A 22,623-nucleotide genomic window follows, 5' to 3' on the forward strand; every position below is an offset into this window, starting at 1 on the left:
AACCTCCGAATGCCCACCGTCTCTCCGATGCGTCTCCGCCGCTTCCGCCGCGTCCCAGCGCCTCAGCAGCGCCGGTGAAGGGCGTTCTAAGCATAACCTTTCATAGCCGCAAGCAGAAAAATGCATTCTGGCGCATTTTTTTGCATAGCCAATGAAAATGTATATTTTTCAATTGTTTAACCACCCACCAAACACCAAGCTCTGCACCAGCCCGGTACTTGTGGGGCCTCGCAGTCGCTGTTCCGAACCAAGGCCTACACAGTCCACCACTATATATAGGGCATCGATGGCCACCGACTACTAGGCTACGCGACTCGGTGTGGTGAATCGGCCTTGCTCAACACCGCATGAATCGATGAATCGGGATAGTTTCCCGCGCCCAACGGCATGATGTGCGCAGGATAGATTTGGGTAGCATTGAAAAGCCACCCCGACACCGCACCCGACCTTGCGCATTTCTGCGCGATGCGCTCTGGTTCCCAGGGAATGAGCAATGACGATAATGCGGGACGGATATGACCCTCACCCCCACTTTTCCTGCTATACACAATGTCGGCTTTGACGGGGCCCTGGTGACGTTTGCAGACACTATGTCGGATACCGCAAACCGGGCCGCGCTGGCGTTTCGGGCCGCGTTTGATGCCTTGGGCCTGAGCGGGGTTGTTGAGACCTCGGCGTCTCTTGGATCGGCCTATGTGCGGTATGATCCGCAGCAGCTGACCTATGGTGAAATCTCAGCCTGCCTCCATCAGCTTTTGGAACAGCAGGATTGGTATGCGACGCCCTTGCCGACGGGGCGCAGGTTGTGGCGGGTTCCGACTGTGTATGGCACCGATCTTGCCCCGCAACTGGATGAAGCGGCAGCCGCCGCCGGATTGAGCACCGCCGAGGCCATTCGCCGCCTCAGCCAGTCCCGCGTGCGGGTTCTGACGATTGGCTTTGCGCCAGGTCAGCCTTACCTCGGCCCCCTTGGGCCCGAGTTCGACATACCGCGCCTGCAAGAGTTGAACCCGATGGTGCCTGAGGGGGCCCTGGTCCTTGCGATCTCGCAGTTTGTTCTGTTTTCAGGCCCCACACCGACCGGATGGCGGCATATCGGTCAAACTGCGTTCCGGTGCTTTCGGCCCGAGATGGAAGAGACCTTCACCCTGAGACCCGGCGACGAATTGCAGTTTGATCCCATTTCGCGTGACGAATTGCAGAACATTCGCTCGAACAACGAAGACGGCCTTGGCGGCGCAACGTGTCACGAGATTGCGTCATGAGCCTGATTGTTAGACGTATCGGCCCCGCATGCACCATTCAGGATCAGGGGCGCACGGGGTATCTGGATCAGGGGCTGTCCCGGTCCGGGGCCGCCGACATTCTGGCGCTGCATGAAGGCGCGGCCTTGTTGCGGCAAAGCCCGGACTTGGCCGCGTTGGAAATGGCAGGCATGGGGGGCGAGTTCGAAGCCACTCAGCCCGCGCAGGTCGCGCTGACCGGCGCGCCTATGCAGGCCAGTATCGATGGCGCGCCAGTTGTCTGGAACGCATCTCATCATCTGGAACCCGGGCAACGCCTGACGATTGGTGCGACCCTGCAGGGCAACTATGGCTACCTGCATGTGGGTGGTGGCATCGATACCGATGTTTTTCTTGGCTCACGCGCCACCCATCTGACGGCTAAAATCGGGCGCGCGGCCGAGGCGGGCGATACGCTTCCCGCGGGGCCGGATGCAGGCGAGGCCGGACGCAAGCTGCCCCCCAGCGACCGGTTCAACGGCGGCACATTGCGCGTTGTGGCCAGCTTTCAAACCCCACTGTTTGATGACACGACGCTGGACCGCTTCACGCAAACCCAGTTCCGGCGGGGTGCCCGCGCCAACCGGATGGGCATGCAGATGGAGAGCGACGGTGAGGGGTTCACCGCGAAAGGGCAGTTGAATATCCTGTCCGAGGTGATCACCCCCGGCGACATCCAGATGACTGGAACCGGCAACCCGTTCATCCTGCTGCCCGAATGCCAGACGACAGGCGGTTACCCCCGGATTGCAACCGTGCTGCCCAGCGATATGCCGCGCGCCGCGCAAACCCCGGCAGGTGGCTCGGTCCGGTTCGAATTCGTGACGATGGATCAGGCGATGGAACTAGATGCGGCCTTTCGGGCGGATCTTGCCCGCCTGCCGGGACGCGTTGAACCGCTGGTGCGCGACCCGCATGACATTCCGGACCTGTTGTCCTACCAATTGATCGGCGGAGTGATCTCTGCCACCGACCAAGGAGACCGTTAGATGCCGCGCGTGGATCTGAATGCTGATATGGGCGAAAGCTTTGGCCCGTGGAAGATGGGCGATGACGAAAGCCTGTTGAAGATCATCACCTCAGCCAATATCGCCTGCGGGTTTCATGCGGGCGACTGGGACGTGATGGCCAAGACAATGGCCTTAGCCGCCGAGAACAATGTGGGCATTGGCGCACATCCGGGCTTTCCCGATCTTCAGGGCTTTGGCCGGCGCAATATGAAAGTGCCCCATGACAGCCTGCGCAATCTGGTGCGGTACCAGCTGGGCGCGGCGATGGGCATGGCGGCTGCTGTTGGCACCAAGGTGCGGCATCTGAAACTGCATGGAGCTTTGGCCAATATGTGCTCGGTCGATGTCGACATGGCGCGGGCCTGCTATCAGGGGGCGCTGGATGTCGATCCGGAAATCATCATCATGGTGCTCGCCGTCACAAAGCAGGAAGAAGCGGTACGCGAGCTTGGCTGCAAATGGGTGGGCGAGATCTTTGCCGACCGTGCCTATAACGACGACGGCACTCTGGTCGATCGCAGCCGGCCCGGCGCGGTGATCCATGACCCCGAGGTTGCCGGGCCGCGCATCCTGAACATGGTTCGCGAGGGCGCGATCATCACTGAATCCGGCAAACGGCTTGAGACCTCAATCGATACGATTTGCCTGCATGGCGACGGGCCGACGGCTGTGCAGATTGCCCACTCGATCCGGGAAAACCTGATTGCGGGCGGGGTCGAGGTGACAAAGTTCACCAGATAGCCATCTGGCCGTAATCCAGGCGGTCCAGGGTCTGGCTGTTGCCCGAACGGGGTTCAGCGCCTAGCATGCCTGCAAGTGCATGTTCTGAATACCGTTATTGCAGCAACACGCTTGCAGCCAGATTTCCGCAAGGAGGCGCCAATGTCTTTCGATCTGATGTCTTATGAACCCCGAGGCGACAAGAAGAACTCGGACTTCTTTCACGAATACCTGCCGATGATCTATGAACGGCGGACAAGTTCGGGGATCGCGGATCAGGTTGGCCCCATGCGGGCGATTGTCATACAGGTCGAAACCGCCGCTCTGTTCGATACCTTGGTCGAATTGTATGTGATGACGCCCTATCGCCACTCGGCCAGCTATTTGGGGAGGACACACAAGTTCTCGGTCCTGCATTCACATGCCGATTACCCGGCACTGATAGTGATGGCACCGCTGAGCGAAACATTTGAAGACTTCATCCCGCGTATCAACCGCATGTATCCGCTGGCCCGCAATACGCCCCAAACCCGGTATGTGGGCGAGGTCTTTGCCGCCAGCGATCTAGGCGCGCTTACCAAGACGCTGGAAGATCAGAACATTCGGTTCGAGTATGCGGGCGACACCGAGAACCCCTTTTACACGCTGGACGGGTTTCGGTTTACCACCCCGTCCGATTTCACCTGCAATCGGGTCGGTTACTCGACGCTGGATTTCAATGATCCAGACAGTCTGGGCCTCGGGGATCGCGTTCTGCTCAGCGATGCCGAGAAAGCGAAACTGGATGAGGCGGCCGCGTTTGCCGAGGACAGCAAGATTGGGCCACTGATGCTGGGGATCGACCACCTTGCCACGCGGGTTCTGGCGGGTGAGCGTGAGGATGCGATCCTCGAATTTCTGACCATGGTGCCCTATTATTTCTGGGGCGCATACAACATCTTCGACATGAACTCGTCCACCAATGTGAACCGCAACGCCAATGTGGATGACGACAAGAAATCCCCGGCCAAGGTGTTCACCGCCAACAACACACCGTCCTTTGTGAATTCCTTCGCCAAGCTGCCGATGCCGACCGAGGATTTCGTGCGCAATTTCGGCCGTCGCCTGCACCACATGGCGGTCGAGATACAAGACGGCGATCATGGCGCGGGCGAGAAGAATGTCGATTTCGTCGTCAACACGCTGAAAGACAAGGGCGTGCCGTTCCTGGCGCATGTGGTGGGTGAGTGCAAAGATGATCCGAACCTGAAACAGATCTTCTCAAAACACTCGAAGAACACGCTGCTGATCACCGAATATATCGAACGCTGCCACCACTATGACGGGTTCTTTACCAAGGACAACGTGGCCGCACTAACGGCGGCTGCCGGGCAGGATGAGCAGTATGAACATGGGCATGTGTTCGACTGACATTCCCGGATGAAAAAAGGGCTGCGAAACCTCGCAGCCCAGACCCATCAGGAGAGAATATGCCGGGTCTTATGACGGCCCGATCATGAAACAGGTAACATTGCGCGCCTGCAACCGGCGGCAGGCCAGATCGGCCTGTTCGCGGGTCATGCCCTGGAACGTTGCTTCGAACCCTTTCGAGCTTTGGTTAACCTTGCGCAGCGTGCCCTCCAGCGTGGTCATTTCCGACAGCGCTGTTTTCAGCAAGATCTTCTCGGCCTCATATCGCGTGGTGTAGCGACCGACATTGACGCCCCACAGATGCCCGCCGGATGTGGACAGGCGGGTGACGACCTCCTGCTCGGGTTCGGGCTGTTCCGCAGGTTGTGTCGATGCCTGAACCAGGTTGTCGGGCCGCAATGCAGGGCGTGTGTCCGAGCTTTCGACCGGAGGAGCGGTGGGTGCAATATCAGCCTCGGCAATTGCCGCAGCGATGCCGCTTTGGATACGGTCACGATCCTGATCTGCCGTCTCGGCGATTGCGCTGGCAACTTGCGTGGCCGCGCTTGGACGCAGAACCGGGCGCAGGCTGGCTTTGGGTGCTCCCCTGATGCTGGCCACCTGAGTCGATCCGCCAAGCCCCGTATTGCCCGCATAAGAGGGCCGCGCAGGTTTGCGGATCGGCGCGCGTGACGGCGCACGACGGAAGCCCATATCCAGCAATTCAGCCACCTTGGCGTTGCGCGAGGCGCTGGATTTGCCGCCAAATACGGTTGCGATGATGCGCTCATCCTTACGCTTGGCCGAGGCTACAAGGTTAAAGCCCGCAGCACGGGTGTAGCCTGTCTTGATCCCATCCGCGCCCCGGTATGCGGCCAGCAGGCGGCGGTTCGTATTGGGAACCGTCTTGATCCCGGCATGGGTCGATTGGCGCGAGAACAGGTTGTAATACTGCGGGTAATCATACAGCAGATGACGCCCCAGCGTGGTCATGTCGCGCGCGGTGGACAAATGCCCCGACTCGGTCAATCCGTGTGCGTTCTTGAAGGTCGTGCGGCTCATGCCCATGGCCTTGGCCGTGCGGGTCATGCGACGCGCAAAGGCGGCCTCGGACCCGCTGAGCGCGATGCCGATGGCGGTTGCTGCGTCGTTGGCCGATTTCACAGCCGCCGCGCGAATAAGGTACCGGAAGGCGATGGTCTGGCCCGAGCGCAGGCCCAGTTTCGAAGGTGGCTCTGCCGCCGCAGCCCGGGTGATACGAACCGGGGTATCCAATGTGATCTCGCCGTTCCGCACCGCCTCGAACGCGATATACAGCGTCATCATCTTGGTCAGCGATGCCGGATGAAGTCGGGTGTCCGCGTTGCGGGAATGAAGAACCTCGCCCGTGCGGGCATCGATCACCATGGCAGCGTAGGGTGCGGCCAAAGATTTAAGCGGCGCAAAAGAAAGCACCATCAACAATGCGATGAGAAATAAGCCCATTCGGGCCGGAACTGTCCGCCGAATCTGCACGATCTTTGCCTCTGTCTGCCTCGCGCCGCCGGGTTTTCCCGGTCAGCTAAAATTTATTCTGCTTGTCAGAAAGGCTAACACAGGGGCCGTGTGAAATAAACCGAAAGCTGCGGTTTTCGCAGTTTCGTTATGGTCCGCATCCGCAGCTATATCTAGGCGCGGCGCGACCTTGGCCCTACTACATCGGCGAAGTTGGCGGGAACGTGGCGTATCCCAAAGCGGATTTTTCGGAACTGAGGCCGAATGGCAACATTACCCGAGTTCCTGGATCAGATCGCTGAGATCGCCCAAATCCCGCAGCTCACGGAATCGCGGATCATCAACGGGGGCGTCGGCATGCTCGACCTCCCACACCAGTCCATGCGGCACGTAAACGCCCCAGGAACCAGCCTGAATCGGGGCCACAACATCCGACCGCATCGAGTTGCCGACCATCATGGCCGATGCCGGGCCATCGCCATGTACGGTGAAGATCGACCGGTATGTGTCGGCTGTCTTTTCCGAGACAATTTCGACCGCGTCGAACAAGTCGCCCAACCCCGACTGGGCCAGTTTACGCTCCTGATCAATCAGATCGCCCTTGGTGATCAAAACAACGCGATATTCGTTGGTGACCGCCTCAACGGCTTCGCGGGCATGGGGAAGCAACTCGATCGGATAGGCCAACATCTCTTGCCCGGCTTCGATCAACTGACGGATCACGGATGCAGGCACACGATCTTCGGTCACCTCAATCGCCGTTTCGATCATCGACAGGACAAAGCCTTTGATGCCGTAACCATAGTGACGGATATTGCGTTTCTCGGCGGCCAGAAGACGCTCCATCAGGTGATCGCGGTCGGCGTGGTCTTTCAGCAAGCTGGCGAAATGCGCCTGCGTCAGTTGAAAGAACCGTTCGTTATGCCAAAGGGTGTCATCCGCGTCGAACCCGATTGTGGTCAGTTTTTCCACCATTCAGAATACGCTCTCTTCCTCTTTTCTCTGCGCCCATCGACGTTATATAAGCGCTCAGATAAACCCAATGCCTGAATCGGACAGAAGCGCGCGATGCTGGAAAACCCCTGGATGATGTCTGACAAATCGGATGACGACGCCGACTCGTCCGTTCTGGTTCAGACGCGGCCAAAGACCAAGCGCCCTCCGCTGTATAAGGTGTTGCTGCTGAATGACGACTACACACCGATGGAGTTTGTGGTTCACGTTCTGGAACGTTTCTTCGGCATGACCCATGCGCAGGCGTTCGAGATCATGCTGACCGTGCACAAGAAGGGCGTCGCCGTTGTCGGCGTGTTCAGCCACGAGATTGCCGAAACCAAGGTGGGTCAGGTGATGGATTTTGCTCGCCGCCATCAGCATCCGCTGCAATGTACAATGGAGCGCGAAGAGTAAGCCCCGCGCTGCTGTTCGACGCATTCGAAGATGTCCCCTCGCCTCGATCTCGCCTTGCAAAGCGGTTTGACGCTGTCACACCCGCTGACAGTGATCGGCCCGACGCCCGAGCAGGATCTGTCCGACCTGCCGCGTGATACGCAGGTCGTGCAGCCGTTCAAACCGTTTCACGATCACTTTGCGTCACTGGGCTTTGCCGCAGTAGCCGAAGCTGACGCCGCCTATCAGGACGCGATTGTGTTCCTGCCCCGCGCCAAGGCTCTGGCCCGCGCGCTGATCCATCAGGCATGCACCCGCGCCGGTGGCCTGGTCGTCGTCGATGGTGCCAAAACCAACGGCGTGGATAGTATCCTGAAAGACGTGCGCAAGCGTGTGTCTGTCGAAGGGCCGCTGTCCAAAGCGCATGGCAAGATATTCTGGTTCCATTCCGAGCCTCAGGCTTTTGCCGATTGGGCCGCGCCGAAAACGCAACTGGTCGAGGGGTACCGGACTGCGCCCGGCGTATTCTCTGCGGACGGCATCGATCCAGCCTCGGCGCTTCTGTTGCAAACCCTGCCCGCAAAGCTGGGGCCACGTGTTGCCGATCTTGGGGCCGGCTGGGGGTATCTGTCAGCCGAATTGCTGAAGCGCGACCGCATCACATCTTTGCATCTGGTCGAGGCGGATCATGTCGCACTCGGCTGTGCCCGCGCCAATGTGACCGACGACCGGGCCGCGTTTCACTGGGCAGACGCTGTGACGTGGAAGGCCAGCGAGCCTTGCGATACCGTCATCATGAACCCGCCCTTTCACACCTCGCGCAGCGCTGATCCCGCGTTGGGTCAGGGGTTTATCACCGCTGCCGCCCGCAACCTGACCCGCAATGGCGATCTGTGGATGGTCGCCAATCGCCACCTGCCCTACGAGGCCACGCTGGCCGAGACTTTCGCGCATGTGGAAGAGGTTGCCGGTGACAATCGGTTCAAGGTCTTTCATGCCTCTCGCCCTCGACGCTGAGGCCCGTTAACCTGCCCCCAACTCAGGAGGATTCGGATGTCCTTTTCCATAGCTGGCAAGACAGCAATCGTCACAGGCGGGGCCAATGGGATCGGGCTGGCCATTGGACGCCACTTTGCCGATGCCGGGGCGAATGTGATGTTCGCCGATATGGACGAAAAGCGTCTGGTCGAGGAACTGGGCGAGCAGGCAGATGACAGCAATATCCGCTATTTCGCAGGCGATTTGCGCGAGAAACTGACCATCGCCAACCTTCTGTCGGCCACGCTGGACGCGTTCGATCAGGTGGACATTCTGATCAACGGCGCGCGGCAGGTGATCCCGTCCGATCCGCTGGACCCCGATGACGACTCGGTCCGCTCGCTGCTGAACCAGAACCTGATGCCCGCGTTGCGTCTCAGCCAGTTGGTGGCCAAGCGCATGATCAAACAGGCCGGGGACGAGGACGAAAACCCGGCCGGATCGATCATCAACCTGTCCTCGATTGCCGCCCGCCGAACCCATCCCGATCTGATGGCCTATTCGGTGTCTACGGCTGCGCTGGATCAGATGACACGCTCGCTGGCCGTTGCACTGGCCCCGAACCGGATACGCGTGAATTCCATCGCGCTGGGATCAGTCATGAGTGCATCCTTGCAGTCCACGCTCAAGGAAAACCGCGACTTCCGGGATGACATTGAAAAGCATACCCCGCTGGCCCGTATCGCTGCACCCACCGAATTGACGGAAACGGCCCAGTTTCTCGCATCCGACGCTGCCGGCTTCATCACCGGGCAAATCCTGACAATCGACGGTGGCCGGACCCTGCTGGATCCTGTTGCCGCGCCAGCTCACTAAGACCTCATGTTCGATACAGAAAAAACCACTGCCTCTGCCTGGTTCCGTCAACTGCGCGATGACATTGTTGCCGCCTTTGAAGCGCTGGAAGACAGCCACGACACAGGCCCGTTCTCGGACGCCCGACCGGGTCGGTTCGAGGTCAAGGAAACCACCCGCCACTCCGAGGATGGCTCGGACGCAGGCGGCGGTCTGATGTCGGTGATGCGCGGTGGGCGTGTGTTTGAAAAGGTCGGGGTCAATGTCTCGACCGTCTTTGGCACGCTGGGCGAACGCGCGCAGCAGGCAATGGCGGCGCGCAAGGGTATCCCCGGAATGACCGAAGACCCGAGGTTCTGGGCGTCGGGCATCAGTCTGGTGGCGCATATGCAGAACCCGCATATCCCGGCGGTGCATATGAACACGCGCATGTTCTGGACCCCGCACGCCTGGTGGTTCGGCGGTGGATCGGACCTGAACCCCTGCATTGAGTATGATGAGGACACGGCCCATTTCCACGCGACGCAAAAGGCCCATCTGGACCCGCACGGCCCCGGCCATTACCCGCGACTGAAAGACTGGGCCGACGAATATTTCTACATCCCCCACCGCAAACGCGCCCGCGGCGTTGGCGGTATCTTCATGGATGATTACTGCACTGGCGACTGGCAGGCCGATTTCGCCCTGACGCAGGACATCGGCAAAGCCTTTCTGCCTGCCTTCCTGCCGCTGGTTGAAAAGCGCCGGGTGCAGTCATTCTCGGACGCCGATAAAGAGACGCAACTGGTGCATCGCGGCCTCTATGCCGAATACAATCTGGTCTATGACCGAGGCACGAAATTCGGTCTGGAGACCGGGCATGACCCGGATGCCGTGCTTATGAGCCTGCCGCCTCTGGCGAAATGGATCTAAAGCTCAGAACCCGAAATCTATGAAGTTGTCATAGCAGTAGTTCTGCGCCGAGGATGCCGACATATTCTCGCCCACCCGTTTGACGGTGATCGAGTATCCGGGGTTCGTATCCGCACCAGGCGGCGGGGTCAGCGAGAACTCAACCGTCCGCACACCCGGCTCATAGGCTTTCGAGATGTAAATCCGCTGGTTGTTCGGCACGCCCAGCGAACGGATCGCAAAATCGCCAATGCCACACCAATAGTTCACAGGGGCGGACGAACCGATGGCTTTGACGCTGTAGGTTCCCTCACCGACCTGAGTGATCTCGGTCCGGTACTGGGGCTGAACGCTCAGGCCAAATCCGACAGCTTGCGCCAAATCGGGCATAACCATCCCGCCTGTGACCAAAAGAGCTGATAAAAGTCTCATAGGCAAAACACCCTGAATGAACTCCGTTCTCTGTCAATAACATAGATGTCGTGCAGCATGAGTAAAGCGGTCAGAGGACCCCCTGTCATTTGTCCTGCAAGATCCGCCCGCCAACATCCTGTGGTGCCAGCGCAACGGTTTTGATCACCGTATGGCACGCCACGCCGGGTTGCAGACCCAACGCCGAGACCGAGCGTCGCGTGACCCGCGCCAGAACAATGCCCGCTGGCGTTTTTACCGACACAATCGCCCCCGGCCCATCACCCGCGCGGATCGAATCCACCTGCCCGCTCAGCACATTCAGGGCCGACAGACCCTCGGGCGGGTTGCTGGACAGAATAACCTCTTGCGCGGGGATACGAATGCGCAGGGTTTCCCCGACCTGATGCGCGATGCGCGGCAGGAACAACCGCTCGCCACCGGCATCCAACTCGGTCAAACCGTCAGAATGATGTTCCCGCACCCGCACCTGCAGCACGGCCCCCACGGCGCGAATACCGGCAGGGGCGACGGACGGGTCGGACAGAACCTCGGACGCCGGACCGTGACGCGCCACCTTGCCGTCCTGCAGCGCGACCACCGACGTCGCAAGACGCGCAACCTCGGCCGCCGAATGGGTAACATAAAGGATCGGGACCGACACTTCATCGCGCAGGCGTTCGAAATAGGGAAGGATCTCAGCCTTTCGCGCGTCATCCAACGCGGCCAGAGGCTCGTCCGCAAGGATCAGGCGCGGGCTGGCCAGCAAGGCCCGACCGATGGCAACGCGCTGTTTCTCACCGCCCGACAGCATGGCCGGACGGCGATCCAGCAGATGACCGATGCCCAGCATCTCGATGACCTTGTCGGGGTTTTCCCGCTTTGCCTTGCGCTGTGCAAACCAGCGGCCATAGGCAAGGTTCTGGCGCACGGTAAGATGCGGAAACAGGCGCCCCTCTTGAAAGATATAGCCCAGACGCCGTTTGTGCGGGGGCAGCCAGTTCTGGTGATCGGTGTCGAACAAAACCCAATCATCCACGGCGACCCGACCGGCCTGTGGCCGCAGCAACCCGGCGACGGCGTTGACCACCGTGGTTTTGCCCGACCCGGAGCGTCCGAATAGAACCGTCACCCCCGGCGGCGCGTCAAAGGTCAGATCCAGATCGAGCCCCGGCAGGCTGTGTTGCAGGCGAACAGAAAGGCTCATGTCCCGGCCACCCGGGCAGCGGCGCGGCGCCCTACATATTCCGAGAGCAGCAGCGCAGACATGGCGATGATGATCGAAATAATCACCAGTCTGGTCGCAGCAGCCTCACCGTCCGGCACCTGCAGGAAGGCGTAAACGGCCGAGGGCAAGGTCTGGGTCTGCCCCGGAATGTTGGACACAAAGGTGATTGTGGCCCCGAACTCTCCCATCGCTTTGGCGAAGGCGAGGATCGAGCCCGCAATGATCCCCGGCAGGATCATTGGCAGGGTCACGGTCGCGAATACCATCAGACGCGAGGCCCCAAGCGTTGACCCGGCCTGTTCCAGCCGTGGGTCGACAGCTTCGATCGACAGGCGAATGGCGCGGACCATCAGCGGAAAGGCCATGATCCCTGCGGCCAAAGCCGCCCCGGTCCAGCGAAACGCGACGACAATTCCAAACTCGGCCAGAAACCGGCCCATCGGGCCCTGAATGCCGAAGGTCAGCAACAACAGGTATCCAGTGACGACAGGCGGCAGGATCAGCGGCAAATGCACCAACCCGTTCAAAACCTGACGACCCGGAAACCGCCAGCGCGCCAGCGCGTAGGCCACAAATATGCCGAATGGCAAAGTTGCCAGCGTCGCCCAGAAGGACACCCGCAATGACAGCTTCAACGCCTCCAATTCTGCCGGACCCAACCACTCCATCTGCGTCACTCACCCGGCAGGGCAAAGCCCTGGTTCAGAAACACGACCTCAGCGTTCTTGGTCTGTAAATAATCCAGAAACCCTGCGGCGTCTTTGTTGGCAGCACCGGTCAAAGCGGCAGGGTAGATAATCGGTTGATGCGCCTCGGGTGGTATCGTGCCCACAACGCCGACACGCGTTTCAGCGATAGCATCAGATCGGTAGACAACCCCTAGCGGGGCTGCGCCGGTTGCAACCAAAGCCAGCGCGGCGCGGACATTGTCCGATTGCGCCACCTGCCCCTGCACCGCATCCCACAAGCCAAGAGTCTGCAACGCCTCTTTGCCATAAATGCCCGCAGGCACCGCGTCCACCAAAGCCATGGCCAGATAACCACCCGCCAGTTGACCCAAGAGATCATATCCGGGTGAAAGCTGTCCATCCGACGCCCGGCCCGCCGGTCCAATCAGAACCAGCCCATTTGCCAACAGGTCCACCCGCGATTTAGAGTCGATCCCTCCGCCCCCTTGCAGCGCGTCCATCCAATCTCGGTTTGCAGAAATAAACACATCCGCCGGAGCACCCAATTGAATCTGGCGCGCCAAAACCGACGAGGCCGCATAAGACACGGTCACATCCACGCCCGTCTGCTGCGTGTAGTCCGACGCAATTTCATCCAGCGCGGTTTTCAGGCTGGCTGCGGCGAATACCAGTATCCCCTCTGCCCCGGCCCGTATCGGAGCCAGCAGAACTGCGATCAGAACCATAAAGGCCAAAACTGTTCGGCGGGCCATTGAAAGGGCCATTAAATCTCCCGGCTGGAAAGTTACCATCCTGTTTGGGAATATCGGAGGCTGCATGGGCCACGCAAGCGCGTTTCCTGACGCACTTTGGATAAGGTAGAAAAAACTTCGATCGGACAACGTTTTTGGCCAAAGGCCCAGGCATTGGGCGTGCGGTCCTCCCACCGTTCCCGGTGAAACAAATCTATTCAAGAAATTCCACCCGACCCTCTTGCGCCCGCGCGCAGGCTTGGCTACATGCACCGTCACGGGTGATTAGCTCAGTTGGTAGAGCGCTTCGTTTACACCGAAGATGTCGGGAGTTCGAGTCTCTCATCACCCACCATCCCCATCCCAGCACTGCACCAGTGGATTGCCTGACAGTCACCTCGCCGGTTTCTGCGCGCGGGTTCCGGCCCGCGGTGATGGGTCCGATGGGTTTGTTCAACTCTGATATCCGTTCCGCGGCGGCAGCTAACCTGTGGGCGAACACGCGGCTGAAAACGGCTGTCGATGCGTTGAAAGGCTGAGAGCCGGGCCAACTTGCCCAAAATGAAATTGGCCACGCCTAGTCGACCAGCTTCATGCACACGCTTGCGTTTCTATCGCGAATAGAACCCATCACGAAGCTCTTGCCTGAGGCGCAAACGCTCGGGGTATTCCTTCAGAAACTGCTCGGGCGGTTTGCCTTCCCAGACTTGCGCGTGGACCCGCATCTTGTTGCCGCCATAGATCTTTGCAAGGTCTTCGTTGGAATAGCCACGCGCCCAAAGATCATCGGTAATCGCGGCCAGAATTTTGGCAAGTTCGCCGTTGCCGGTCGCCCCTTTGTTGAAGGCATCGATCATGTACCCTCCGTCATCGTACATGCTCGCGTTTGCAGTCGCGAACTCCACGACCAGTTCGAGCGAGAACATGTCATCCGTTGCGATCCCGACATGGTCGACGCCCACAAGTTGAACGTAGTAGTCGATCATATCAGCGGCTTGTTTGGGAGAGATATCCTCGGGCCAGACACCGTCCATCATCCATTCGGTGAATGTCGGAGAAACATATCCCCCCGATTTGGCCGCGCGCAGCGCCTCATCATCGGGAATCGCCCGATAACACCCGCGCGGCGTGGCATTGGGTTCGGTCGCATAAAGACCGGCAGGGACTGAATGCGTGTAAACATAGGGTACACCGGGGTAGGTCTCATCCATGTAATCCATGGCGTCATTAGCTGTTTTGGAACCAGTGTGGCTGAGGTCCAGCAGGATACCGAACCGCACCATTTCATCAATGACAGACTTCCCCCAAGGGGTCAGCCCGATGTCGCGCCCGTTATAGGCCGCCAATTGCCCTGATCCGGTTCAGAAGATGTCGTTGTAGGCCAGGATCATACTCTTGATCCCCATATCCTTGAGCAGGGCCATCTTCTTTAGATCGCCGTCCAGAATCGTGGCCGTTTGGCTGTTCCAGATGACCGCCGTCTTTCCTTGAATATGGGCGGCTTCAATATCGCGGGTTTCGTTCACGATCAGGTAGTTTTCCGGTTGCTGCGCCATCGCCGCGCGGAAATGGTAATGCTGTTCAAGAAAAGTCTCAAAGGACATATCCGCCGCAGCGAGCGTCATCTCATGCCCCGTGATGCCGTTTTCCCGGGCCCGTGTGAAGTAAGTGTGCAGCTGCTCATACTCGGTCCAACCGGTCCCGTAAGGGCTGGCCAACATGCCAAGCACGATTGTGTCCTGAACAAATTGCTTCGCTTCATCTGATGCGTCCCATGTCTTGCTTTCTTCGCTTGCGTGCAATGCGCCAGCAAAAGCAAAAGCGACTATGCTTGCGGTCAACAGAGTCTTCATTGCGGTACCTCCAGATAGAAATCCAAGACAGATGCTGCATGAGACCCGCATCAGAAAACGATCCGGGTTCGTAGACCTATCAGCGTGATGCTGTCCTGATCGGGGTTATCGAGCGGGTTGGAAATGAACTGCAGCGATGGAGTGATCTGCAGCCCGGGTGAGATTGAAAAGCGATAGAATGCCTCAAGCGTGAACTGTGTGCCGTCTATGCCTCTTGCCTCGGCCCAATTCAGGCCAAGCCCGGCCAGATCGGTATTGCGACCGTAATAGCCCAAACCGGCCGAGACCGACCGGTCATAAAGCGCGGCTGTCCCTTTTGAGGCCCCGGCCCGAAAGAATGGCATCCATCTGTTGTCGATAAACCAGGCCGCGGAGAACGCGGCGCCATAGTCCTCCGGACGGCTGCCATCGTCGGCTGCATCCGCATGCCAAAGGGTCAGGTGGATATTGTCGAAGTAGATGCGATCAAAGCCAGAGGTGTAGCCAAGTTCGAGTGATTTGAAGAGTTTGCCATCGCTGAACACATCGAAATTTGGATCAGACGGGTCGGCGTTTGCGTCAGAGACACTGGCGACGGCATAGACGTTTTTGCTGAGCTTTATCCCACCGGCAACGCCAAGACCTTGATTGGGCGTGTTAATGGTCGGGTTGGTGTTGAAGGACAGGTTCTGGAACCCACTATAAGGGCTGACCAGCCCGTAGATATCCACAAAGTCCGTCACGTCGATTTGCCCGATTTGCAATGTCCAAGAGCCATCTCTGGCCCTTTGGGTCCAGAACAGGTTGGTCAACAGCAAACCGTTGTCGTTGAATGCTGTTCCCGTAATCGCGCGCGCGCCGCCATCCAAGCCAAGAAACTGCGGGGAAACATCCGTGTAACTGTGCCGGTGTTCGATCTTGAACGTCAGCGAACCCCGTTCAGTCGCCTGCCAACTGCCATAGATACGCGCAATTCCACTGGCCGCTTCGCCGGTTCCCGGATCAGCATTCGTTGTTTGGCCCAACGCCAGGTAATCAATGTTGAACCGAAACCCGTCCTCGGCCAGCCTGTCCTTCCACTGGAACCAGCCAGCAGCGATGTTGCGCGGAAAATCCGACCGGTACTGCGGGTCGGTCAGACCATCTCCAGGCTCAAGATCAGCTTCAACGGAAGAGGGTCCGGATAATCCCTGCGCCATCGCTGAACCAGAAAAAGCAAAACAAAATAATGCAAGCAGGATTCTGATCATTCCGATGCGCGCGCCCCGCCCGTCTTGCGATTACCCGCCGCACGGATGCGATCGGCGGCACGCTGTTTCCATTCCAGACTGTCTGACTCAGTCTCCAGCGTTTCGACTGTATCCGTCTCCAACTGGAAAGTCGCACTCATGGGCATCAAGCCATCCACGACCATCATGTTCTGAACCGAAGGGTCAATCGTCAGCGTTCCTGTAAGTCTCACCGGTTCATGAAAATAGCTGGGCGTCCAATCGCCGTTCAACCGTACGCGGATCATCTGGTTCGGCGGCGGCGGGGGCATGTGACTGCACATCCCGCGTTCCGGAACCAGATACACCACAGATCGCCCGTCAGGATCGGTCGGGGCTGGAATGGCAAAGCCCGCAAGTGTGATTGTCTGGCCATCGAATTGCGGATTTCCTTGTGTGCCAGCCTTTCTTCGGCGTTCTGTCACAACCTCTCGCTGATCGAGCAGCCAGTCGACATCAATTCCGTCTGCCGACAATGCGCCCTCGGTTTCAGTCAGCAGCTCTTGCCATTTCTGCCTTTCCTCAACGCTGCCGACCTTCTGTTGCAGTCTGCCGCGCAGGCGCACGACGAAAAGGACATCGTCGAACTGTTCGGGGGCAAGATCGCGATACGGGTCGTCAAAGATCTGCGTTGACGGATCCGGCAGGTCAGACCAGTCCAGCGAAGTGCCGGATGCCGCCATGGCGGAATGACAACCCATTCCTAGCGTTGCGATGGTAAAAACTTGAAGCCATTGGCGCATGAAACTCTCCAACGTCTATCTACCGATCAATCCAGTGTGTTTTTGTAGATCACGCCGTCTTTCATAATCAGACGGATCGTTTCAGGGCTTTCGGGCCTCGGGTCTGCGCCGAACCACTGGTCGCCGGTGCCAACGACCGAGAAATCCTCAAGCGGGTTGCCGTCTATCAGCAGGATGTCGGCATAGGCGCCTTCCTCGATCACGCCCAGTTTTCCTTCCGGATAGGGGTTCATGAAATCACCGCTAAGTGCCGCGATCTCGCCACCTACCGAAGTCAGGGTTACCATCGACGCATAGGGGCCGAAGAAATGGTTGTTCAAGTGTTTCTCGTAGGCGATCTGGATGTTGCACGCTTCGACCGAGCCGACACAATCGGTTTGGAAACCGCGCGGCGCCGGACATTCCTTCATGCTTGGAATGTAGGCTTCGAAGGTTGCCGAGGCTGATTTGGCTTTTCTCAAACTGTTGGGGTTGTTTTTCACGGACGGAACGTCAAGAAGCCCCGGATCAAATGCCGTGATGTTCGTCGTGATGTAGGCTCCTTTTTCTTTCATCAAAGCAGAAATTTCGCAGTCAAAGTGAAAACCGTGTTCAATGGTTCTGACCCCTGCATTCAAGGCATTGATGATCGCTTCTTTGCGGTAGGAATGTGCCATGACATAGGTGCCGTACTCGTTGGCAACCTGAACAGCGGCCTCAATCTCTTCCTTCGAACCGGCGAGCAACTGCCATGGATCGAATGCCGAAATCACCCCACCCGATTGCATGAACTTCAGTTGCGTGGCACCCATGCGCAAGTTGTTGCGGCCATACATGTAAATTTCGTCAACACCGTTGACCTGTTGGGCCATATTCAGAGTGCCAAAATTGGTCACCCCGCCCGGCGGAGATGTGAAGGATGCGAAATCGGCGTGACCACCACGTGTTCCGAGAAATGCCCCGGAAGGATAAAAGCGGGGGCCGACGATTTGGCCGGCGTCTATTGCGCGCCGCAGCCCGCCGCCAGCGCCCCCGGCATCACGAACGGTCGTGAAGCCCTGCATCAGGTACATTTCGGCCATCCGGGTCCCGTGGATGGCGAAATCCTCCCAGGTCGAGTTGGTTTCCATCTCAGCAATCGATGGCCCCATGAGCATCAGGTGCGCGTGGTTCTCGATAAAGCCCGGTGTCAGCGTGCGCCCGCCGCCGTCGATCACGATGGCATCAGGGGCATCGATAGCATCCGTTGAAACCGACGTGATCAGATTGCCTTCGACCAGAACACTGGCATTCTCGATACGCTGTTCGTTGACACCGTCAAAGACGTGGACGTTGGTAAACAGCGTTTGAGGTTCCGCTTGGTCCTGAGCCTGTGCGGGCGCCGACACTGTCAGGGCCGCCGCAAAGATCACCGTTGTGCGAAGGGGCAATTGTAAGCCGGGCATAGGGTCTCCCTTTCATATTCACCAATTCCTAACTGTAGCCCGGAAATTCTTGGCCCGGTTGCCAGTTTCGAATTAGGATGTTCGAATGTGACTGTAAAAGTGGCCACTGAACAAACCGACAAAGGGTGACAAGCTTGCCTTTCAACTCCTCGACTTCGGAACATAGCGAAGGCTTTATCCGTCTCGCTTTGGCGGCTCCGTTTTTACAATATCTCACTGACCGCAAGATCAATCCGCAACCCGCCCTGGATCAGGTCGGATTGAAGGCTGAGCTGCTGTCTGACCCATCTGTCTATGTCCATTCAGAGCTGGTCTATGGTCTGATAAATGCCTTCGCGGACTTGGCCGGGGATCGGTATCTTGGGTTGAACGTGGGGGAAACGTTCGACCTGCAGGCGTGGCCTCCGTTCGCTCAGGCCCTGCAATCGACACATACCCTATTCGAATTTTTCGCCCGTTTCGTGGGGCTTGTCCCGCGCGAGTCCAATTCTGTAAGGCACAGCCTTGTCGTTGACGCGGACAAGGCGATCTATCGGATCCAGAGGCAACAGGAACCAACGGTCCCACCTGTTCAGGTGACCGGCTTCGGCGCCGCCATCTATGTGCGCCTCTTGCAGACCGTCGTCGGATCGTCATGGGATCCGTCCCGAGTGCGATGGGAAAGCAGATACATCAATGGCCTGCCCATTGGCTACAAGGGGATTGAGATTGGTCTTGGAACCGATCCCGGAATGCAGATCAGCTTTCCTGTGGAATGGTTGTTTTTGCACCATGTCTCACAAGATGCCACCACCGCTGAGTTTTCACCCCGGCGGCACGAGGAAGTAACTGTGGTGGCTGCTTTGCGATCCGTCCTGCGCGACAAACTGGACGAAACCAATCTGGGGCCAGAGGTGGTGGCCGGGCTGTTGGGTATACAGCCCGAGCGGTTACTGAAAGCACTTAGGCACCAAAGGACAACCTTGACCCGCGAGGTCAAACGGCTGCGTGTCGATGTGGCCAAAGAGCATCTTAGAGAAAACAAGAGGACAATTGCCGAGATCGGTCTCATGCTTGGTTATTCAGACAAGTCCCACTTCACGCGTTTCTTTCGCGGCCAGACCGGCATGACACCGACCAAATTCCGCCTTGGATCGTAACGCACAGCAGCCATAGCGCCCCGGCGTCAGTCGGCGCGTGTCAGACCCTGGCTTCCCGCGCCCCGGGCATTGGCTGGGTCGATGAGCCAAACCAAAGAGGTGCGTCCCCTTCTGACCATGTCGGGTATTTTGTCATAACCTGTTCGAAAGATGTGCTCTCCAGAAACCGCTTCAGCCAACCGATCAGATTCGGCCAAGGCTGCGCGTCGAACCACGGTTTGTCGATAAAGGCGAACTGGCGCACGAAAGGCAAAATGGCCAGATCGGCCAGAGTTGGACGTTCGCCAAACAGCCAGCGCTGTCCGTTGAGTTGCGCATCAAGCTTTATAAGATGCGCTGACGCTTTTCCGCGTTCGGTGGCGGGGTTCAGATCCGGATACCGCGTTGCGTATTTCGCGTGATCCAAAGCCGCCTTGAACGGGCCGTCATTGGTTTCGATCAAATCCCAACCTGCCTGTGGCATGTCCAATAGACGGGCCGGGTCATTCTGGTTCAAGGCCCAGAGCATGACCTCAAGGCTTTCATCCAGCACCCCGTCATTCATCCGTAGGGCCGGAACCGTGGCCGAGGGAGATGTGTCCAGAAAGGCCTCGGGTTTGTCCCGCAACAGGATTTCCCGCAATTCGACCTGCACACCGGCGCTGAGGATCGCCAGGCGTGCCCGGATCGCGTAGGGGCAGCGGCGAAAAGACCAAAGGATCGGCGGGTGGGCCATGATGCAAATACCCTTAACGGAGACAGGTGCACCTTGCACTTTGCGACACCATGCGCAACCGCCGCAAGACGCCAGTATCAGCGACGCGCCGGGTGATCGGCGCGTCGGGGTACCCGATTTATGCCTTTACCCTAACCCTCGACAGCCTGCCCGTCCGCATCGAAGAAACGCAGTTTTTCGGGAAGGAAATGCAGCCCGATCCCGGTTCCTGCGGTCAGATCCGTATCGCCGTTCAGACGAACCGTCACTTTCTCTTCAAAGCCGCAATCGACGATCAGGAACGTATCGGCACCCAGATACTCGACCACCTCGATGGTGCCATCCGTCTGACCTGCACCGGGGGCGACCACCTCGATATGTTCGGGGCGGATGCCTACGCGGGTCGCTTCGCCCGACAGGTCGAACGTGCCGGACCCGCCGTTGTCCAGATGATAGGCACCATCCCGTGTTGTGCAGGGCATGATGTTCATCTTCGGGCTGCCGATGAACTGGGCGACAAACAGATTGGCCGGGCGTTCATACAATTCGCGCGGCGTACCGACCTGAGCGATCTTGCCGTATTCCAGCACCACGATCCGGTCTGCCAGCGTCATCGCTTCGACCTGATCGTGGGTCACATAGATCATCGTGCGTTTGAGGTTCTGATGCAGTTTCGCGATCTCGTACCGCATCTCGACCCGCAACGCGGCGTCGAGGTTCGACAGCGGTTCATCGAACAGAAACGCGGTCGGATCCCGCACGATCGAGCGCCCGATGGCAACGCGCTGCCGCTGGCCACCGGACAGATCCTTGGGCCGCCGTTCCAGAAACGGTTCCAGTTTCAGAACTTCGGCCGCCCTGCCGACCTGCTCGTGAATTTCGGCCTTGGCGACCCCTGCGACCTTGAGCGAAAAGCCCATATTCTCGGCCACGGTCAGATGCGGATAAAGCGCATAGGACTGGAACACCATGGTCAGACCCCGCTTGGAGGGCGGATGATCCGTGACGTCATTGCCGTTGATCAACAGCTCACCGCGCGAGATATCTTCAAGCCCGCCGATCATGCGTAACAGCGTGGACTTGCCGCAGCCGGACGGGCCGACAAACACGACGAACTCGCCCTCTTCGATCTGCAAGTCGATGCCTTTGATGACCTGCGCGGTGCCAAACCACTTTTCGACGCCTTTAAGTTCGATGCTACCCATTAGGACCTCCCTGCCCAGTGCAGCCAGACAGCGGCTGTCCAGGTGAATGCGTTACCACCAGCGGGGCTGCCGGTTGTTGGATCGAAGTATTCAGCAAACCCAAAACTCGAGATCAGCTCGGCCGTTTTGCGGCGCAAGTGGTCTGCTTCGGCTGTATGGCCCATGTCTTTCAGGCCAAAGCCGATCATCATGTTCATGATTGCCCAGGTCGGCCCGCGCCAATAGCGGCGGGCGTCGAAGCCGGGCATGGTTGGATCGTAACTTGGCACCGGATGCGGGACGGTGTTCAGCACCGTCCTGATCCGGTCCAGCATGGCATCCGAGTCGACACCCGCGAACCAGCACATATAGGACGCGTTAGACACAGTGCCCGACCATTCGCCCGAATGGGCATCGCGCGAGTCGAAGGACGCAAGATCCTCGTTCCACAGCGACAGCGCGCCGGCCTCAAGCCGCGCTATGTCATCCGCCAAACCATCGGCATTCAGATGCAACGCCTCACTGACCGCCAGCAAATCCCGCGCGGCGCGCAATGTGGTGAATGTCATGGTCGGGTCAGCCACGCGGAACGGGTTGTCCGCCAGCAATCTCTGCTGATCCCATTGGGCATCGCGTCCGATCTGCACCAGTTTGATATAGCGGTCATAGTCGAACTTGGTCGGGCGATCCTCGCTGTTCACATGGGCTGTATCGCGGCGCTGGTATTCACCAACATCGGATGCGTCCATGCGCGCCATGGTCTTGTCCCAGTCGGGCGCATTGTCGCGACCGGCCTCCCAGGGATGGGTGGTGCATACGGCGTCATGCTCGTCCAGACGCCATTTCACGATCCAGCGATGCCAGGCCAGCATGGCCGGAAACAGCGCCCGGATGCGCGCCTCACCCGCGTCTGGGTCTTGTTCCCAGATTTTGCGCGCCATCGTCGCGGCAATCGGCGGCTGGATGATACCCGAGGACGGGATCGGCCCATGGCAGCCCCACACATCGGGGCCCGGGAAATAGCCGTCATCCTGTTGGTGGAACAGGATATGCGGCACCATGCCGTCATCCCACTGGCCCGAGAACAACGTCTCAAGCTCGACCCAGGCGCGGTCGATGTCGAACTCGGCAAAACCAAGTGCGGCAATCGCGCTGTCCCAGTTCCACTGATAGGGATACAGCCCTTCGGTGGGGATGGTGTAACCGCCGCGATCATTGGCAACCAGAATGTTGCGCGCCTCGCGGTCGGGGTTGGTATGTTGGTTCATTTC

21 protein-coding genes, 1 tRNA gene and 1 pseudogene are annotated in these 22,623 nt (G+C 58.8%); 10 read left to right on the top strand and 13 right to left on the bottom strand.

The features are described 5' to 3' along the window. Positions 1-515: 515 nt before the first annotated feature. The 4 genes from ACR0E6_RS19610 to ACR0E6_RS19625 all read left to right on the top strand — a co-directional run bounded on the left by ACR0E6_RS19610 (position 516) and on the right by ACR0E6_RS19625 (position 4,423). Positions 516-1,265, top strand: a complete 750-nt coding sequence (locus tag ACR0E6_RS19610) for a 5-oxoprolinase subunit B family protein (RefSeq protein ID WP_480586423.1) — start codon at positions 516-518, stop codon at positions 1,263-1,265. After that, entirely contained in the window at positions 1,262-2,272 is a 1,011-nt protein-coding gene (locus ACR0E6_RS19615; protein WP_480586426.1) for a 5-oxoprolinase subunit C family protein, read from the top strand. The genes ACR0E6_RS19610 and ACR0E6_RS19615 overlap by 4 nt, the downstream gene beginning before the upstream one ends. Beyond that, positions 2,273-3,034 (top strand): LamB/YcsF family protein, encoded by a 762-nt coding sequence (locus ACR0E6_RS19620; protein ID WP_480586429.1) that lies wholly within the window; start codon positions 2,273-2,275, stop codon positions 3,032-3,034. It abuts the gene before it with no gap. A 141-nt stretch (positions 3,035-3,175) separates the two neighbouring features. Further along, the gene (locus tag ACR0E6_RS19625) at positions 3,176-4,423 is read left to right on the top strand and encodes a hypothetical protein (protein ID WP_480586432.1); all 1,248 of its coding nucleotides are present in this window, start codon (positions 3,176-3,178) and stop codon (positions 4,421-4,423) included. A gap of 69 nt (positions 4,424-4,492) precedes the next feature. Here the strand turns inward: ACR0E6_RS19625 and ACR0E6_RS19630 are convergent, their stop codons facing one another. Further along, positions 4,493-5,887: a D-alanyl-D-alanine carboxypeptidase family protein gene (locus ACR0E6_RS19630; RefSeq protein ID WP_480586435.1), complete on the bottom strand. Its 1,395-nt coding sequence runs from the start codon at positions 5,885-5,887 to the stop codon at positions 4,493-4,495. Between the two features lie 282 nt (positions 5,888-6,169). Further along, positions 6,170-6,871: an HAD family hydrolase gene (locus ACR0E6_RS19635; protein WP_480586438.1), complete on the bottom strand. Its 702-nt coding sequence runs from the start codon at positions 6,869-6,871 to the stop codon at positions 6,170-6,172. 93 nt (positions 6,872-6,964) lie between these two features. Here ACR0E6_RS19635 and clpS point away from each other — a divergent pair, with 93 nt between their 5' ends. From clpS to hemF, 4 genes are read left to right on the top strand one after another with little or no spacing between them, the layout of a single operon-like run. After that, complete coding sequence (gene clpS, locus ACR0E6_RS19640) at positions 6,965-7,306, top strand: ATP-dependent Clp protease adapter ClpS (protein WP_170455433.1); 342 nt, start codon at positions 6,965-6,967, stop codon at positions 7,304-7,306. Positions 7,307-7,336: 30 nt separating this feature from the next. Further along, positions 7,337-8,302: a class I SAM-dependent methyltransferase gene (locus ACR0E6_RS19645; RefSeq protein ID WP_170623919.1), complete on the top strand. Its 966-nt coding sequence runs from the start codon at positions 7,337-7,339 to the stop codon at positions 8,300-8,302. Positions 8,303-8,338: 36 nt separating this feature from the next. Then, complete coding sequence (locus ACR0E6_RS19650) at positions 8,339-9,139, top strand: SDR family oxidoreductase (RefSeq protein WP_170455437.1); 801 nt, start codon at positions 8,339-8,341, stop codon at positions 9,137-9,139. Between the two features lie 6 nt (positions 9,140-9,145). Then, positions 9,146-10,030, top strand: a complete 885-nt coding sequence (hemF, locus tag ACR0E6_RS19655) for an oxygen-dependent coproporphyrinogen oxidase (RefSeq protein ID WP_480586441.1) — start codon at positions 9,146-9,148, stop codon at positions 10,028-10,030. Between the two features lie 3 nt (positions 10,031-10,033). On the opposite strand, the gene ACR0E6_RS19660 is transcribed toward hemF, so the two are convergent. The 4 genes from ACR0E6_RS19660 to modA form a co-directional block, all read right to left on the bottom strand. After that, the gene (locus ACR0E6_RS19660; protein WP_170455441.1) at positions 10,034-10,441 is read right to left on the bottom strand and encodes a hypothetical protein; all 408 of its coding nucleotides are present in this window, start codon (positions 10,439-10,441) and stop codon (positions 10,034-10,036) included. Between the two features lie 85 nt (positions 10,442-10,526). Beyond that, a complete protein-coding gene (gene modC / locus ACR0E6_RS19665; RefSeq protein WP_480586444.1) occupies positions 10,527-11,627 on the bottom strand; it encodes a molybdenum ABC transporter ATP-binding protein in 1,101 nt (366 codons plus the stop codon). Then, on the bottom strand, positions 11,624-12,316 hold the full coding sequence (modB, locus tag ACR0E6_RS19670) for a molybdate ABC transporter permease subunit (protein WP_480586447.1): 693 nt from the start codon (positions 12,314-12,316) through the stop codon (positions 11,624-11,626). The genes modC and modB overlap by 4 nt, the downstream gene beginning before the upstream one ends. Positions 12,317-12,321: 5 nt before the next feature. Then, positions 12,322-13,101 (bottom strand): molybdate ABC transporter substrate-binding protein, encoded by a 780-nt coding sequence (gene modA / locus ACR0E6_RS19675; protein WP_480586450.1) that lies wholly within the window; start codon positions 13,099-13,101, stop codon positions 12,322-12,324. Between the two features lie 246 nt (positions 13,102-13,347). Here modA and ACR0E6_RS19680 point away from each other — a divergent pair. Next, positions 13,348-13,423: transfer RNA gene (locus ACR0E6_RS19680), tRNA-Val, on the top strand. A 256-nt stretch (positions 13,424-13,679) separates the two neighbouring features. Here ACR0E6_RS19680 and ACR0E6_RS19685 read toward each other — a convergent pair. The 4 genes and pseudogenes from ACR0E6_RS19685 to ACR0E6_RS19700 all read right to left on the bottom strand — a co-directional run bounded on the left by ACR0E6_RS19685 (position 13,680) and on the right by ACR0E6_RS19700 (position 18,107). Then, positions 13,680-14,972 (bottom strand): annotated as a pseudogene (locus ACR0E6_RS19685) (membrane dipeptidase). Next, the gene (locus ACR0E6_RS19690) at positions 14,972-16,099 is read right to left on the bottom strand and encodes a carbohydrate porin (protein ID WP_480586453.1); all 1,128 of its coding nucleotides are present in this window, start codon (positions 16,097-16,099) and stop codon (positions 14,972-14,974) included. The pseudogene ACR0E6_RS19685 and the gene ACR0E6_RS19690 overlap by 1 nt, the downstream one beginning before the upstream one ends. Positions 16,100-16,146: 47 nt before the next feature. Next, positions 16,147-16,911 (bottom strand): DUF3299 domain-containing protein, encoded by a 765-nt coding sequence (locus tag ACR0E6_RS19695; RefSeq protein WP_480586456.1) that lies wholly within the window; start codon positions 16,909-16,911, stop codon positions 16,147-16,149. 26 nt (positions 16,912-16,937) lie between these two features. Continuing rightward, positions 16,938-18,107: an amidohydrolase family protein gene (locus ACR0E6_RS19700; protein ID WP_480586459.1), complete on the bottom strand. Its 1,170-nt coding sequence runs from the start codon at positions 18,105-18,107 to the stop codon at positions 16,938-16,940. A gap of 362 nt (positions 18,108-18,469) precedes the next feature. Between ACR0E6_RS19700 and ACR0E6_RS19705 the strand changes: the two genes are divergently transcribed. Continuing rightward, on the top strand, positions 18,470-19,474 hold the full coding sequence (locus tag ACR0E6_RS19705; protein ID WP_480586462.1) for a helix-turn-helix domain-containing protein: 1,005 nt from the start codon (positions 18,470-18,472) through the stop codon (positions 19,472-19,474). Between the two features lie 40 nt (positions 19,475-19,514). On the opposite strand, the gene ACR0E6_RS19710 is transcribed toward ACR0E6_RS19705, so the two are convergent. The 3 genes from ACR0E6_RS19710 to ACR0E6_RS19720 all read right to left on the bottom strand — a co-directional run bounded on the left by ACR0E6_RS19710 (position 19,515) and on the right by ACR0E6_RS19720 (position 22,620). Then, positions 19,515-20,189 carry a glutathione S-transferase gene (locus ACR0E6_RS19710; protein WP_480586465.1) on the bottom strand — a complete coding sequence of 225 codons (675 nt, stop codon included), beginning with the start codon at positions 20,187-20,189 and terminating at the stop codon, positions 19,515-19,517. A 131-nt stretch (positions 20,190-20,320) separates the two neighbouring features. Next, a complete protein-coding gene (locus ACR0E6_RS19715) occupies positions 20,321-21,373 on the bottom strand; it encodes a sn-glycerol-3-phosphate ABC transporter ATP-binding protein UgpC (RefSeq protein ID WP_170737070.1) in 1,053 nt (350 codons plus the stop codon). Next, positions 21,373-22,620 (bottom strand): MGH1-like glycoside hydrolase domain-containing protein, encoded by a 1,248-nt coding sequence (locus tag ACR0E6_RS19720; protein ID WP_480586468.1) that lies wholly within the window; start codon positions 22,618-22,620, stop codon positions 21,373-21,375. Before ACR0E6_RS19720 ends, ACR0E6_RS19715 begins: the two co-directional genes overlap by 1 nt. Positions 22,621-22,623 lie beyond the last annotated feature (3 nt).

Source organism: Ruegeria sp. AP12 (assembly GCF_056540025.1).

Coding starts and splice junctions, on each gene's coding strand:
- ACR0E6_RS19610 (WP_480586423.1), top strand. CDS start 516: ATGACCCTCACCCCCACTTTTCCTGCTATACACAATGTCGGCTTTGAC.
- ACR0E6_RS19615 (WP_480586426.1), top strand. CDS start 1,262: ATGAGCCTGATTGTTAGACGTATCGGCCCCGCATGCACCATTCAGGAT.
- ACR0E6_RS19620 (WP_480586429.1), top strand. CDS start 2,273: ATGCCGCGCGTGGATCTGAATGCTGATATGGGCGAAAGCTTTGGCCCG.
- ACR0E6_RS19625 (WP_480586432.1), top strand. CDS start 3,176: ATGTCTTTCGATCTGATGTCTTATGAACCCCGAGGCGACAAGAAGAAC.
- ACR0E6_RS19630 (WP_480586435.1), bottom strand. CDS start 5,887: ATGGGCTTATTTCTCATCGCATTGTTGATGGTGCTTTCTTTTGCGCCG.
- ACR0E6_RS19635 (WP_480586438.1), bottom strand. CDS start 6,871: ATGGTGGAAAAACTGACCACAATCGGGTTCGACGCGGATGACACCCTT.
- clpS (WP_170455433.1), top strand. CDS start 6,965: ATGCTGGAAAACCCCTGGATGATGTCTGACAAATCGGATGACGACGCC.
- ACR0E6_RS19645 (WP_170623919.1), top strand. CDS start 7,337: ATGTCCCCTCGCCTCGATCTCGCCTTGCAAAGCGGTTTGACGCTGTCA.
- ACR0E6_RS19650 (WP_170455437.1), top strand. CDS start 8,339: ATGTCCTTTTCCATAGCTGGCAAGACAGCAATCGTCACAGGCGGGGCC.
- hemF (WP_480586441.1), top strand. CDS start 9,146: ATGTTCGATACAGAAAAAACCACTGCCTCTGCCTGGTTCCGTCAACTG.
- ACR0E6_RS19660 (WP_170455441.1), bottom strand. CDS start 10,441: ATGAGACTTTTATCAGCTCTTTTGGTCACAGGCGGGATGGTTATGCCC.
- modC (WP_480586444.1), bottom strand. CDS start 11,627: ATGAGCCTTTCTGTTCGCCTGCAACACAGCCTGCCGGGGCTCGATCTG.
- modB (WP_480586447.1), bottom strand. CDS start 12,316: ATGGAGTGGTTGGGTCCGGCAGAATTGGAGGCGTTGAAGCTGTCATTG.
- modA (WP_480586450.1), bottom strand. CDS start 13,101: ATGGCCCTTTCAATGGCCCGCCGAACAGTTTTGGCCTTTATGGTTCTG.
- ACR0E6_RS19690 (WP_480586453.1), bottom strand. CDS start 16,099: ATGGCGCAGGGATTATCCGGACCCTCTTCCGTTGAAGCTGATCTTGAG.
- ACR0E6_RS19695 (WP_480586456.1), bottom strand. CDS start 16,911: ATGCGCCAATGGCTTCAAGTTTTTACCATCGCAACGCTAGGAATGGGT.
- ACR0E6_RS19710 (WP_480586465.1), bottom strand. CDS start 20,189: ATGGCCCACCCGCCGATCCTTTGGTCTTTTCGCCGCTGCCCCTACGCG.
- ACR0E6_RS19715 (WP_170737070.1), bottom strand. CDS start 21,373: ATGGGTAGCATCGAACTTAAAGGCGTCGAAAAGTGGTTTGGCACCGCG.
- ACR0E6_RS19720 (WP_480586468.1), bottom strand. CDS start 22,620: ATGAACCAACATACCAACCCCGACCGCGAGGCGCGCAACATTCTGGTT.